The following is a 12,852-nucleotide window of genomic DNA, read 5'->3' on the forward strand; positions in this document are numbered from 1 at the left end:
TTCTATTTCATTTTGAAGTCTTGAATATAAAAAAATATTTTAACACTTTTGCCTCTTGCCTTTTGCCTTTTGCCTCTTGCCTTTTGCCTTTTGCCTCTTGCCTCTTGCCTCTTGCCTTTTGCCTAAGGCAACTTGCCTTACTAAACCAACCAATGGACTTTTTAAGGAGGCACTCTTCGGTTTTAACACGGCACAAGAAATGATATATTAGGCATTAATCAACAACAAGTCTGGAACAACCAATTTCAAAATTGCCGTGAAAGTAGAAGCATGGATGAACCAACTCCGCCGTCAACTGCAACGGGCGAATTATGCCTATTACTTGCAGGACGATCCCATTATGCAAGATGAGGTTTATGATCGTCTCTATCGGGAATTACAGGCGTTAGAAGAAAAGTATCCAGATTTAGTCACGCCAGATAGTCCAACCCAGCGCGTGGGAGGAGGAGTTGCAGAAGGCTTTGTGTCGGTGAAACATAATATCCCCCTCTACAGTTTAGAAAATGCCTTTGATTTGGGAGAATTGGCGCAATGGGTCGCTCGCTTACAAGGTCAGGTGGGGGATGACGAAACGGTAGAATATGTTTGTGAATTGAAAATTGATGGTAATGCCTTAGCATTAACTTACGAAGATGGGGTTTTAGTGCGAGGCGTTACTCGTGGGGATGGGGAAACAGGTGAAGATATTACCAACAATGTTCGCACGATTCGTGCCATTCCCTTACGGTTAGCAATGGAAAACCCACCAGCACGAGTGGAAGTGAGAGGGGAAGCGTTTTTACCCCGTCAGCGCTTTGAGAAAATTAATCAGATGCGTCAAGAAAAGGGAGAATCGTTATTTGCGAATCCCCGTAATGCGACTTCTGGAACGTTACGACAATTTGATCCCAAAGTCGTCGCCCAACGACAATTAGATTTTTTTGCTTATACGCTTTATGTGGTCGATGAAAACGCCGAAACGCCCACCACACAAGCAGAATCTTTAGAATTATTAGCAGAAATGGGGTTTCAGGTGAATCCTCAGCGAGAGGTGTGTCAATCGTTGAAAACGGTGGGAGAGTTTTTCGAGACTTGGGAGAAGAAACGCGCCAGTCTCCTTTACGATACCGATGGGGTGGTGGTGAAAATTAATTCCTATGCCCTCCAAGAAAAGTTAGGATTTACTCAGAAATTTCCCCGTTGGGCGATCGCGCTGAAGTTTCCCGCCGAAGAAGTGCCGACGAAGTTAAGAGCGATTACGATTAATGTGGGACGCACTGGTGCGGTAACGCCACTCGCTCATCTAGAACCGATTTCTCTGGCTGGAACAACGGTACAACGAGCAACCCTCCATAATATGGATTTTATACAGGAATTAGGGGTGAAAATCAAGGATACAGTGGTTGTTCGCAAAGCGGGGGATATTATTCCTGAAATTGTCCGCGTGTTACCAGAATTGCGTCCTAAGTCAGCGAGGGATTTTAAGATGCCAACGGAATGTCCCGAATGCGGTTCAACGTTGGTACGTCCCGAAGGGGAAGCGGTGACTCGCTGCGTGAATGTTTCTTGTCCCGCAATTTTGCGCGGTAGTTTGGTACATTGGGCTTCACGGGATGCCATGGATATCAATGGTCTTGGGGAAAAGATGGTTGAGAGTCTAGTCAGGGGAGAGTTGGTGAAGTCAGTGGCGGATTTGTATCGGTTAACGGTTCAGCAGTTAACACAGTTGGAACGAGTTGGTGAGAAGTCCGCACAAGCCTTAGTGAGCGCGATCGAGCAGTCGAAACAGCAACCTTGGTCACGGGTGTTATATGGGTTAGGGATTCGTTATGTGGGAAAAGTGACCGCAGAAACATTAAGCGCAAGTTTCCCGACGGTAGAAGCGTTAAGCAGTGCTACGGTAGAAGACTTACAAGCGGTGGAAGGCGTTGGGGCTGAAATCGCTCGATCGGTGTATCAGTGGTTTCAAATTGAAGCCAATCAAACCCTCGTCCAACAACTCCAAAGTGCTGGACTTAATTTTACACAAACGGAAACCGCCGCACCTGTTACCGACGCGACAGAAACCACTCCTCAGACATTAGCAGGGAAAAAGTTTGTTCTCACTGGAAAATTCGCCAGTTTTACTCGCACTGAAGCGCAGCAGTTAATCGAACAAGCTGGTGGGAAAGTCACCGCTTCTGTGAGTTCTAAAACCAATTATGTTGTAGTGGGGGATAAAGGCGGTTCAAAGCAAAAGAAAGCAGAAAAATTAGGGATTACTCAGATTAATGAGGACGAATTAAAAACCATGCTGTCGTGAATGATTACCCTCAATTTTGGGGGAATTATCGCCCCCTTACCCCCAATTCTGGGGGAATTATATCAGATTCAGGTCATTGCTTATAATTGGGGCTTGCTGTTGGGAAACTGAAAGTTTTACCAAATAAGGATTTGAGGCGATTAAGTTCAGGTAAAAATGCAAGTTCATTGATTGTTCAATCGTCACGCACCTTGCATGCAAGCCTAAGGCAACTTGCCTCTTGCTGATTGGTGTTGGGTTTCGTAAACTTCACCCAACCTACTTGCTTTTGCCTAAGGCAACTTGCCTTACTAAACCAACCAATGGACTTTTTCAGGAGGCACTAATTGGTGTTGGGTTTTGCTTCACCCAACCTACTTTCTAAGGTTGAGAGGAAGCACTGATTGCGCTGACTTGTGCTTTCCCTTTGCTTAAAGACTCTTCCCATTCTCGTTGCGGATCACTATCAGCGACAATTCCCGCGCCAACTTGTCCCCACACTGTCCCGTTTGCATATAAAAGCGTCCGAATCAGGATATTTAAATCGAGATCGCCGCGTTGATCTAAATAGCCACAAGACCCATAAAATAAACTACGGCGGAACGGTTCTAATTCTTCAATGATTTCTAAACAGCGCACTTTCGGACAGCCTGTAATTGTTCCCCCTGGAAATACTGATCGAATCAAGTCAACATGATTACAGTTTGCTTTCAGTATCCCTTGTACATTACTAACCAAGTGCATCACATGACTGTAATGTTCGATCGTCAATAGTTCATTAACCTTCACACTTCCCCATTCACAAACTCTTCCGAGATCATTGCGTTCTAAATCCACTAACATGATATGTTCCGCTTGTTCTTTGGTATTATTACGGAGTGCGATCGCTAACTGTTGATCTTCGATCGAGCTTTGACCACGTGGTCGAGTTCCCGCAATGGGGCGAGTTTGACACAGATTTCCCTGTCGTTGTACTAATCGTTCAGGAGAACAACTGATCAAATCTCCCCAAGGAGTACGCCAATAACTAGCAAACGGAGAAGGATTAATCCGTTGGAGTGCTTGATAAATTTGCCAACTGCTGCTTTGGGTTTCTGCTTGGAAGCGGAGAGAGAGATTGGTTTGAAAGATATCCCCTGCATAAATATAGTCTTTCGCACGGCGTACCATTTCCTGATAGTCAGTGGCGTTGGTGAGGAAGGTTGGGGGAGAGAAATCATTGGGATCAGGAAGAGAAAAAGAGAACTCAGGGATAGGAGACGCTAAAGCAGTTTCTAACTGATCTAACTGATTAAAATCACTTCCTGCTAACCATAAAACCTGTTTTTCATGGTCTAAAACCGCAAAGGTTTCTGGTTCATACCAGAACGCAGTGGGAAATGGAAGCGGATCAGGATTACATTGCGGTAACTTTTCAATTTCCCAAGCTAAATCATAACCTAACCAACCGAGATAACCGCCAGTGAAGGGAAGATGAGACACTTCGGAAGGGAAATCAGGAGAACAGCGTTGGTAGAGTTGATTAAGACAAGGAAGAATGTTTCCCACTGGTGGTGTCCAAACCTGGAATTGATCATTAACGAGACGAGGATCACCAGCACAGATTGAGTAGCGAGACAGTTGCGGTTGATTTCCGATCGAGGGAGAGGGACTTTCGAGGAGAACCCCATAGGTGGTATTTTCCCCGAATAAATGACGAAAAATCTCCGAACCAGTGCGCTGTTGTAACGGTTTCGATCGCCACAGCCATTGTTTTTGTTCTCCTGTACTCATCAATCAAATTCCCACCTACGTTGAGTTCTCCATTGATTAAAATTCAATGGATTCACTCTTGTTGTGACTCAATGGATGGTAACTGAGCTTGTCGAAGTTAAAATCGCATTTCGTCACTTCCTTTCCCACACTCAAGAATGGGAGACAGACCTTGACGCTTGGTGAACCCTAGCTGTATCCTTACCTGTTAAATTAGCCCGTTTGGGTTTTTCACCATTAAGTTTAGGGCTATTCAGCATGATAACATAAAATGACACAAAAGGCTAAAGCCTTGGCAGGCTCTGTTCCTGAGCCTGTCGAAGGATTCATCCATCGGTTTCAAACCGATGGCTCTCTGACTGGTCTATTGTAGTTGATAATATATCACTAAAACCTTAAGCTCGTCCTAGAAATGTTAGGGTTGAGGCGAAAACAATCACTAAAAATCACTCTCACCTTTAATTCTTATTGGCAATGCGAAAAAGCATTGATTCTGAATTATGTATCTAAATCGTTAAAATAGCCACAAAATTAGGCTCAATCATTCTGTTAAAAACATAAAGCGTGATCCGTGGCTTTCCCTGATAACAAAGGAAATCGATCGCGCCTAAAATTTCAGTTTGCTCAATCACTTAAAATCCTTCTCAAGGGGGGTGTTTCGGCATCATTAAATTGGTAGCTTACCTAATTTTACCGCCTAGATTCCCAAAAATATAAGACCGTCCAACTATTATTTAATCTTAACTAACTATGACAGATATTAAACTAATGACGAGCCAAAATACTAAACCTGAAGAATCTTTGACTCCCATTGAGGGGATAGAAACGATTATTGCTCCTCTAGAGGAAACAGACGCATCTGAAGGACAATTAGTAGAGGTGGATTTTTCTCAAGAAGATGACGGCGACGTGAACCCTTATCAAGGGAGTAAATCCGATGATACGGTCGGGGCGTTTTTTAAGGAAATGGCTCGTTATCCCCTACTACAACCCGATGAAGAAATCGAGTTAGCACAAAAAGTTAAGTTTTTGGCGGATATGGAAAACAAACGCCAAGAATTAGCGATCGAGTCGGGATCATCCCCCACAAAAGAAGAGTTAGCCGCGACGGTTTCTCTCTCGGTGAAAGAACTAGAACGTAAACTTCACCAAGGACGACTGGCGAAACGGCAAATGATTCGCTCTAACTTAAGGTTAGTGGTGTCCATTGCGAAACGCTATCTTAATCGTGGTGTTCCGTTTTTAGATTTAATTCAGGAAGGGGCGATCGGGCTAAATCGAGCCACCGAGAAATTTGATCCCAATAAAGGCTATAAATTTTCTACTTATGCTTATTGGTGGATTCGTCAAGCCATCACTCGCACGATCGCCAATGATGCGAGAACGATTCGCCTCCCGATTCATATTGTCGAAAAACTGAATAAACTAAAGAAAGTCCAACGAGACCTCAAACAAGAATTACAACGCAATCCCACTGAAGAAGAATTAGCAGCCGGATTAGACATCTCTCAGTCGCAATTACATCAACTCTTGCAACTGCGCCGTCAATCTCTCTCTCTCAACCATCGCGTAGGAAAAGGAGAAGACACGGAATTACTAGAATTACTAGAAGACCACGAGATGAGATTACCTGAAGATCAGATGAATGAAACCATGATGAATCAGGAACTCTCGGATGTGTTGGGAGATGTCCTCAATGAACGAGAAAAAGATGTCATCTCTTTACGCTATGGCTTAAATACCAGTCATCCCTACACTTTGGAGGAGGTAGGTTATTTTTTGAATCTCTCAAGGGAAAGAGTCCGTCAAATTCAAAGTAAGGCGATGCGAAAGTTACGTCGTCCACAAGTTGCTCGTCGTCTCAAAGGATGGCTATGATTAGGTTCTTAGATTCGGTTTTATACAATCCTTACTTTATCCCCCCTAACCCCCCTTTGGAAGGGGGGGAAAGAAAAGTAGAAAAGTAGGTTGGGTGGAGAGAAGCGTAACCCAACACCAATCACGAAAGCTAGAAAAGTAGGTTGGGTAGAGACGTTCCATGGAACGTCTCCACGCGTAACCCAACACCTGTGGAGTAAGCGCAAAACCAAACATCAATGATAAACAATTACCTGAACCTGATCTAACAGAGTTTTTTGGCTTTCACGTTAAAAACATTCAATAAGATATCAATGCGAGATTTTTCAACCATTCAAAACACAGATTATGACCTCATTATTATCGGTGGTGGGGTCAATGGCGCAGCCGTGGCTCGTGATGCGGCGTTGCGCGGTTTGAAACCGATTTTACTGGAAAAAGGTGATTATGCCAGTGGAACATCTAGCTGGTCAACTCGCTTGATTCATGGCGGTTTACGCTATTTGGAGTATTTTGAGTTTTCTCTAGTGCGAGAATCTTTACGAGAACGAGAAGTGTTGCTGCGGACAGCCCCTCATCTTGTTAAACCTCTAATGCTCACTGTACCCGTTTATGGCGATCGATCGCGCCCCTATTGGAAAATTAGCGCGGGAATGTTGCTTTACGACATCTTTAGCTATGATAAAACCCTTCCTTCCCATCGGATGCTCCCTGAACAAAAATTCCATCAACTCTTTCGCTATTTAGATCAAGAGGGATTAAAAGGAGGAGCGCAGTATTATGATGGTCAAGCAGTTTACGCCGAACGTCTCTGTTTAGAAAACATTATCGCCGCCGAAGAAGCAGGTGCGACTTGTTTAAACTATACGGAAGTAACCACATTACAGCGAGAAGGTGACAGAATTACCGCCCTCAACTGTGAAGACAAACTGACGGGAGAAACCTTTACCGTCAACAGCACCGATCGAGCAGTTATCATCAATACAAGCGGTCCCTGGGTGGATCAAGTGTGTCAACGGGGAGAAAACAATCAACAGACTTCTCCCATTGGACAAAAATCAAAAATTGGTGGCACAAAAGGAAGCCATATCGTTGTTCCCACTTTCTCTGGTGCGCCTAATACAGCATTATATGTGGAAGCCAAATCCGATGGTCGTCCCTTTTTCATTGTGCCTTGGTTGGGAATGTATCTCATCGGGACAACTGATTTACCGTTTCAGGGAAATTTAGATCAAGTTAAAGCAGATAACTCGGAAATTGATTATTTAGTCAAAGAAACCAACTTAATTATTCCCAGCGCTCAACTGACACGAGACGACGTAAAATTCACTTATTCAGGGGTGCGTCCCCTTCCCTACTCCGAAGGACAAAAACCTGGCAGTGTGACCCGAAAACATATTATTTATGACCATCGATCGGAAGGCGTGAACAATTTAATTTCTCTCATCGGAGGAAAATTAACCACATTTCGCCATGTGGGAGAAGAATTAGTGGAGATCGTCGGTAAGAAACAAAAACGCAATCTCCCCCCTTGTCCGACCTTAAAAACGCCATTTCCAGGGGCAATTATTCCCAGTGATCCACGAGTCACAGAAACGGTTAAAACCTATCGCGATCGCGTGTCTTTATCAACATTAAATCATCTTTTTACCCTTTATGGGGCAAGGGCGATCGCCGTGTTGCAACTAATCGATGAATCTCCCGATCTTGCAGAGACAATCACGCCGACCTTACCTGATATTAAAGCACAAATTGTTTATGCAGCTCGCAAAGAAGCCGCCCACAGTTTAGTAGATATTTTACGCCGTCGTACCACCATTGCGATGCAAGCCAATTACGGTTTAGATGTGTTACCCATTGTTAGTGAAGTGTTAGGGAAACATTGTGATTGGGAAGAAGAGAAGCTCGATCGCGCCCTTAAGGACTATCATAATTACATGGAAAACAACTGTATCCCCGACTATCAAACGGCTAAATCTTATGTCACTTCATCGTAATACCTCTTATCCCTTTGATTAAAGGGAGAGCAAGTAAAAAGGGGGCAAATCCCCCCAAACTTGGGGGTGAGGGGGCAAATCCCCCCAACTTGGGGTGAGGGGGCAAATCCCCCCAACTTGGGGGTGAGGGGGGCAAATCCCCCCCAAACTTGGGGGTGAGGGGGCAAATCCCCCAAAGGAAATTGGGAAAATTGGGGGTAAATGTTCACCTTTGTTTTAATTTGTAACGGCGTAATCTGTGTTTTCAATTGTTATCTATTTTGGCAACTGCTCAAACTAAGAAAAACCTTAAGGCAATTAGGAAATTACCTCGAAAAACTCGAAAAAAAAATTCCTTTACTATTAAAAATAGCAATATTTAACTTGCGCCAAAGTGAATATAAAACCCTAACGGTGCGAAAACAGTACAAATTGTTACAGCAAAAAAAGACGCAAATCTTAAACTTAGTCCAGTTTTTAAATTGGTTATATAAGAAATACCGCACTTCTACGCTATTTAAAGAATAAACTTAGCAGATAGTGATCAGTGACCAGTGACCAATGTAGAGACGTTCCATGGAACGTCTCCCAGAAAAAGTAGGTTGGGTGAAGGGAAGCGAAACCCAACACCGATCAGTTACCGCTAGTTCTAAACGAAACCTAATGTAGTCACAGTAAATGCTCAAGCACTGGTTACTGATCACTGATCACTGGTTATGGTGAAGGAAAATAGACAAGAAAGAAAGAATAAGAGATAATTAAAGAGACTTAACAAAAATAGGTGTGAAAATTCAAAAAATAACTCACTGCTAGTGCCAAAAAATAACAGTAAACTGTATCAGTTTTCTAATGGTAACTCTTAATCATATAGCAATCCTAAATGAATTGTAAATTAATCCCCCCTAGCCCCCCTTTGAAAGGGGGGAACGGTTAATCAACTTTTTACAAATGAATTAGAACTGCTATAGAGGAAACGTGAGTTAAATAATCAAAGCAAATTTTATGATGAATCTATTTCCAATTTCTTCCGAGCAACTACAAGGTTTATTGGTCGCAGCCACAGAAAAATTGAGCTTCTTTACCCAACTCAATCAGGCTTTTTCCGACTTTGTGGCCGCTCTAAAAATCATTTTCTTCTATCCCATCTTTGGTTTTCCAATTATTGTCCTTTGGTTAATCATTGGTGGGGTTTATTTTACCTTTCGCATGGGATTAATTAATATAAAAGGATTTAGTCATGCGTTAGCGGTGCTTTCTGGAAAATATCAAAGTGGTAGCGATGATGATGATCAAGAGGGGGAAGTCTCTCCCTTTCAAGCGGCTTCCACCGCGCTTTCGGCGACAGTGGGTTTAGGAAGCATCGCCGGTTCTGCGATCGCGATTCAAATGGGGGGCCCAGGGGCGATCGTTTGGATGAGTATTGCTGGCTTTTTAGGAATGTCTAGTAAGTTTGTCGAATGTACGTTGGGACAAAAATATCGTCAAGTGAAACCTGATGGTAGTGTCGCTGGTGGCCCCATGTATTATATTTCTGGTGGATTAGCTGAGTTAGGATTTCGTCCTCTCGGTAGTGTTTTAGGGGTTTTATTTGCCATCCTCTGCGTTTTAGGAACGTTTGGCGCAGGGAATATGTTTCAGGCGAATCAGTCTTATGCGGCGTTGGCTGGGGTTTTACCCTTTATCGCCGATCGAAGCTGGTTTTATGGCTTGATTATGGCGTTATTAGTGGGTGTGGTGATTATTGGCGGCATTAGTCGCATTGGTGTTGTCACCAGCCGTCTCGTTCCGATCGTGGTCTTATTTTACATGACGGGTTGCCTCTGGATTATTCTCAGTAATTGGGAGGTAATCCCAGAAGCAGTGGCGATCATCTTTAAGGGGGCTTTTTCTCCCACTGCGATCGAAGGCGGGATTGTGGGAGTGATCGTCCAGGGATTTCGCCGCGCTGCCTTTTCTAATGGCGCTGGTATCGGATCAGCCGCGATCGCCCACTCTGCCACTCGTAATGATGAACCGGTACGAGAAGGAATTGTCGCCTCGATCGAGCCGTTAGTGGATACACTAATTATTTGTAATTTAACCGCGATTTCGATTGTAATCACTGGCGTTTATAAAGGATTTGCAGTGGGAGAAGCCTCTGGAATCCAACTCACTGCAGCAGCTTTCGGCACGGTAGTCAGTTGGTTTCCGACAGTGTTGGCAATTGCCGTGATTTTGTTCGCGTTTTCCAACATTGTTTCTTGGAGTTATTATGGCGAACAGGCTTGGATGTATCTGTTTGGAGAAGCCAGCACCCTTTTGTATAAGGTGATCTTTATCGTGTTTGTGTTTCTCGGTTCTGTGATTGAATTAGGAGTGGTTCTAGATTTTAGTGATATGATGCTGATCGCCATGTCTGTTCCTAACTTGCTAGGCTGCTTTCTGTTAGCGGGGAAAGTCGGAGACGATTTACAGGTTTATATGGAAAAACTGCGCTTAGAACGGGCGATGGCAGCCAATACAGAAACCGATACAGCCACCAAAGAAGAAGAATATACCAAAAAGTAATCATTGGATAACTGGGACAAGCAACAAGTTACAATTAGCGCAACGGGGAAACAACGGCTCGATCGAGCATTAGTGGAAGGTTTCCCCGATTTTTCTCGTTCTCGGCTGCAAAAACTCATTGAACAGGGAAATGTTCAAGTTAATGGCATCATCAGCAAAGATAAAAAACAACTTGTTCAAGCTAAAGATGAGATTGTTTTGTGGATTCCTCCCCCACAACCGCTAGATGTACAGCCAGAGTCGATTCCGTTGGATATCTTGTATGAAGACGAACATTTGATTATTGTCAATAAACCTGCGGGTTTAGTGGTACATCCAGCGCCAGGGAATGAAACGGGAACGCTGGTAAATGCACTTTTAGCCCATTGTGAAAATTTAGCTGGTATTGGTGGGATCGAACGTCCTGGGATTGTTCATCGTTTAGATAAGGATACCAGTGGCGCGATCGTCGTGGCAAAAAATGACTTTTCCCATCAACATTTACAAAAACAAATCCAAGATAAAACCGCCAAAAGAGAGTATTTAGGCCTTGTTTACGGCGTGCCAAAAGGAGAAAACGGCTCGATCGATCTTCCCATTGGTCGTCATCCCGTTGACCGTAAAAAAATGGCAGTGGTAGAGAGAGGAGGGAGAAATGCCATCACCCATTGGCAACTTCAGGAACGCTTGGGGAATTATTCTCTGTTGGCGTTTCAGTTAGAAACTGGACGCACCCATCAGATTCGGGTTCATTGCGCCGCGATCGGGCATCCCATTGTTGGTGATCCAGTTTACAGCACAGCCCACTCATTAGGAGTCAATCTATCAGGACAGGTATTGCACGCCAGACGTTTGGTTTTAACGCATCCCGTCACTGGAGAAACCTTAAGCGCGATCGCCCCGTTACCCACCGATTTTACCAAATTAATAACTGTCTTGAAACATCGGAATATGTGATAGAGAAGAAGCGCGATCACAATTATTTAGTGTCTCCTGAATAAACCTAAAACCTTTATCCAATCAGCTTTTAAGGCTCTTAATGCTTTGAAAAAGTGCAAGGGAGACAAGGGAGCAATGGGAGACAAGGGAGACAAGGGAGCAATGGGAGTAATGGGAGCAATGGGAGTAATGGGAGTAATGGGAGCAATGGGAGAAAGCGAAACAAAATAGTACAATTTGGCTAACAATGAACCAATAATCCAAAAGAAATGGTATCGCGCTTTTCAATTCCTCTCTTTTTCGGAACATTACTGTTATTGACCGTTCCCTTTATTACCCCAATTAAAGCTCAATCTATCCTCTATAATCCTTTAAGTTTACCGATGAATCGTAAGATCAACGATCGTCTCTCTGCGAAAGATATTCCCACAGGAGAAGGAGGGTTTGCGCGAGACTACCAGGTGCGATTAGAAAAAAACGATCAAGTTTCCATCGACTTAAAATCAGAGGACTTTGATAGCATTGTTTTACTAATTGCCGAAGATGGGACAACCGTAGCAGAAAATGATGATGGTCCCGATGGAACAACGAATTCCTTGCTATTTACTCGCATCACCGAATCTGGGCGCTATATTGTTCGTGTCAGAGCTTTTGGGAAAACGGGAGGCGGGGATTTTACTCTGAAAATTACTCGTTTACAGCCAATACAAGGAGATTAAAAGCAAGTATTTTTTATGACCAGATTGTTGATTAGTAATGATGATGGGATTTTCGCAATGGGGATTCGTACCTTAGCGAATACTCTCGCTGAGAAAGGATATGATGTAATTGTGGTTTGTCCCGATCGAGAACGATCGGCGACTGGACATGGCTTAACCCTTCACCAACCGATTCGATCGAATCAGGTGGATAATTTGTTTCATCCTTCTGTAACCGCTTGGTCTTGTTCGGGAACGCCTTCTGATTGTGTTAAATTTGCCTTGAGTGCCATTCTAGAAACCCCTCCCGACTTTGTTCTCTCTGGCATTAATCATGGTTCTAATTTAGGAACAGATGTTCTTTATTCGGGTACAGTTTCCGCCGCCATGGAAGGCACGATCGATGGTATTCCCAGTATGGCGATTAGTTTAGCCAGCTACACCGCCACTGATTTCCGCGTTGCAGCCCAAGTCACAAGCCAAATATTAGATAAGTTACCCTCGATTCCTGAAGGAACACTGCTTAATGTTAATATTCCTGCTGTAGCCAGAGAAGAAATCGCAGGAATCATGCTCACTCGTCAGGGGTTGAGACGGTATATTGAACAGTTTGAAAAACGACTTGATCCCAGAGGCAAGAGTTATTATTGGTTAGCAGGAGAAGCGATCGAAGACATTCCCCAACCAGAAGCGAAACATCTCCCTGCGGATGTTCCAACGGACGTATGTGCCATTCGGGAAAATTATGTCACAATTACCCCCCTTGAATTTGATTTAACAAATGCTCAAAGTTTTATCAAATTGCAAGAGCAAGGAATTAATCAAGCTATTTAGTGCCTCCTGA

Annotated in this window: 13 protein-coding genes; 8 read left to right on the forward strand and 5 right to left on the reverse strand. The window is 43.7% G+C overall.

Annotation, left to right across the window (positions count from 1 at the left end; genetic code table 11):
* Positions 1-39 precede the first annotated feature (39 nt).
* Positions 40-189, reverse strand: a complete 150-nt coding sequence (locus DACSA_RS20535; RefSeq protein ID WP_198007668.1) for a hypothetical protein — start codon at positions 187-189, stop codon at positions 40-42.
* An 85-nt stretch (positions 190-274) separates the two neighbouring features.
* Between DACSA_RS20535 and ligA the strand changes: the two genes are divergently transcribed.
* Positions 275-2,281: an NAD-dependent DNA ligase LigA gene (ligA, locus tag DACSA_RS09110; RefSeq protein ID WP_041235409.1), complete on the forward strand. Its 2,007-nt coding sequence runs from the start codon at positions 275-277 to the stop codon at positions 2,279-2,281.
* A 360-nt stretch (positions 2,282-2,641) separates the two neighbouring features.
* On the opposite strand, the gene DACSA_RS09115 is transcribed toward ligA, so the two are convergent.
* Together DACSA_RS09115 and DACSA_RS22520 are read right to left on the reverse strand one after the other, a co-directional pair.
* On the reverse strand, positions 2,642-4,033 hold the full coding sequence (locus DACSA_RS09115; RefSeq protein ID WP_015229473.1) for an anthranilate synthase component I: 1,392 nt from the start codon (positions 4,031-4,033) through the stop codon (positions 2,642-2,644).
* Between the two features lie 485 nt (positions 4,034-4,518).
* Positions 4,519-4,644 (reverse strand): hypothetical protein, encoded by a 126-nt coding sequence (locus DACSA_RS22520; protein ID WP_269544742.1) that lies wholly within the window; start codon positions 4,642-4,644, stop codon positions 4,519-4,521.
* A gap of 118 nt (positions 4,645-4,762) precedes the next feature.
* On the opposite strand from DACSA_RS22520, the gene DACSA_RS09120 reads away from it, so the two are divergent.
* The 3 genes from DACSA_RS09120 to DACSA_RS09135 all read left to right on the forward strand — a co-directional run bounded on the left by DACSA_RS09120 (position 4,763) and on the right by DACSA_RS09135 (position 8,373).
* Positions 4,763-5,890, forward strand: a complete 1,128-nt coding sequence (locus DACSA_RS09120) for an RNA polymerase sigma factor, RpoD/SigA family (RefSeq protein WP_015229474.1) — start codon at positions 4,763-4,765, stop codon at positions 5,888-5,890.
* A gap of 293 nt (positions 5,891-6,183) precedes the next feature.
* Complete coding sequence (glpD, locus tag DACSA_RS09125; RefSeq protein WP_015229475.1) at positions 6,184-7,866, forward strand: glycerol-3-phosphate dehydrogenase; 1,683 nt, start codon at positions 6,184-6,186, stop codon at positions 7,864-7,866.
* 201 nt (positions 7,867-8,067) lie between these two features.
* A complete protein-coding gene (locus DACSA_RS09135) occupies positions 8,068-8,373 on the forward strand; it encodes a hypothetical protein (protein WP_015229476.1) in 306 nt (101 codons plus the stop codon).
* A 2-nt stretch (positions 8,374-8,375) separates the two neighbouring features.
* On the opposite strand, the gene DACSA_RS20540 is transcribed toward DACSA_RS09135, so the two are convergent.
* Positions 8,376-8,531 carry a hypothetical protein gene (locus DACSA_RS20540; RefSeq protein WP_156800739.1) on the reverse strand — a complete coding sequence of 52 codons (156 nt, stop codon included), beginning with the start codon at positions 8,529-8,531 and terminating at the stop codon, positions 8,376-8,378.
* Positions 8,532-8,847: 316 nt separating this feature from the next.
* On the opposite strand from DACSA_RS20540, the gene DACSA_RS09140 reads away from it, so the two are divergent.
* Together DACSA_RS09140 and DACSA_RS09145 are read left to right on the forward strand one after the other, a co-directional pair.
* Positions 8,848-10,392: an alanine/glycine:cation symporter family protein gene (locus tag DACSA_RS09140; protein ID WP_015229477.1), complete on the forward strand. Its 1,545-nt coding sequence runs from the start codon at positions 8,848-8,850 to the stop codon at positions 10,390-10,392.
* A gap of 3 nt (positions 10,393-10,395) precedes the next feature.
* Complete coding sequence (locus DACSA_RS09145; RefSeq protein ID WP_015229478.1) at positions 10,396-11,328, forward strand: RluA family pseudouridine synthase; 933 nt, start codon at positions 10,396-10,398, stop codon at positions 11,326-11,328.
* A gap of 26 nt (positions 11,329-11,354) precedes the next feature.
* Here the strand turns inward: DACSA_RS09145 and DACSA_RS22090 are convergent, their stop codons facing one another.
* The gene (locus DACSA_RS22090; RefSeq protein WP_156800740.1) at positions 11,355-11,558 is read right to left on the reverse strand and encodes a hypothetical protein; all 204 of its coding nucleotides are present in this window, start codon (positions 11,556-11,558) and stop codon (positions 11,355-11,357) included.
* Positions 11,559-11,579: 21 nt separating this feature from the next.
* On the opposite strand from DACSA_RS22090, the gene DACSA_RS09150 reads away from it, so the two are divergent.
* Complete coding sequence (locus tag DACSA_RS09150) at positions 11,580-12,029, forward strand: PPC domain-containing protein (RefSeq protein WP_015229480.1); 450 nt, start codon at positions 11,580-11,582, stop codon at positions 12,027-12,029.
* 15 nt (positions 12,030-12,044) lie between these two features.
* A complete protein-coding gene (gene surE / locus DACSA_RS09155) occupies positions 12,045-12,842 on the forward strand; it encodes a 5'/3'-nucleotidase SurE (RefSeq protein WP_015229481.1) in 798 nt (265 codons plus the stop codon).
* Positions 12,843-12,852 lie beyond the last annotated feature (10 nt).

This window comes from Dactylococcopsis salina PCC 8305 (assembly GCF_000317615.1).
Taxonomy (GTDB): Bacteria; Cyanobacteriota; Cyanobacteriia; order Cyanobacteriales; family Rubidibacteraceae; genus Halothece; species Halothece salina.

Excerpts from the sequence above, each read along its gene's own strand:
- ligA (WP_041235409.1), top strand. The coding sequence starts at position 275 with ATGAACCAACTCCGCCGTCAACTGCAACGGGCGAATTATGCCTATTAC.
- DACSA_RS09115 (WP_015229473.1), bottom strand. The coding sequence starts at position 4,033 with ATGAGTACAGGAGAACAAAAACAATGGCTGTGGCGATCGAAACCGTTA.
- DACSA_RS09120 (WP_015229474.1), top strand. The coding sequence starts at position 4,763 with ATGACAGATATTAAACTAATGACGAGCCAAAATACTAAACCTGAAGAA.
- glpD (WP_015229475.1), top strand. The coding sequence starts at position 6,184 with ATGCGAGATTTTTCAACCATTCAAAACACAGATTATGACCTCATTATT.
- DACSA_RS09135 (WP_015229476.1), top strand. The coding sequence starts at position 8,068 with ATGTTCACCTTTGTTTTAATTTGTAACGGCGTAATCTGTGTTTTCAAT.
- DACSA_RS09140 (WP_015229477.1), top strand. The coding sequence starts at position 8,848 with ATGATGAATCTATTTCCAATTTCTTCCGAGCAACTACAAGGTTTATTG.
- DACSA_RS09150 (WP_015229480.1), top strand. The coding sequence starts at position 11,580 with ATGGTATCGCGCTTTTCAATTCCTCTCTTTTTCGGAACATTACTGTTA.
- surE (WP_015229481.1), top strand. The coding sequence starts at position 12,045 with ATGACCAGATTGTTGATTAGTAATGATGATGGGATTTTCGCAATGGGG.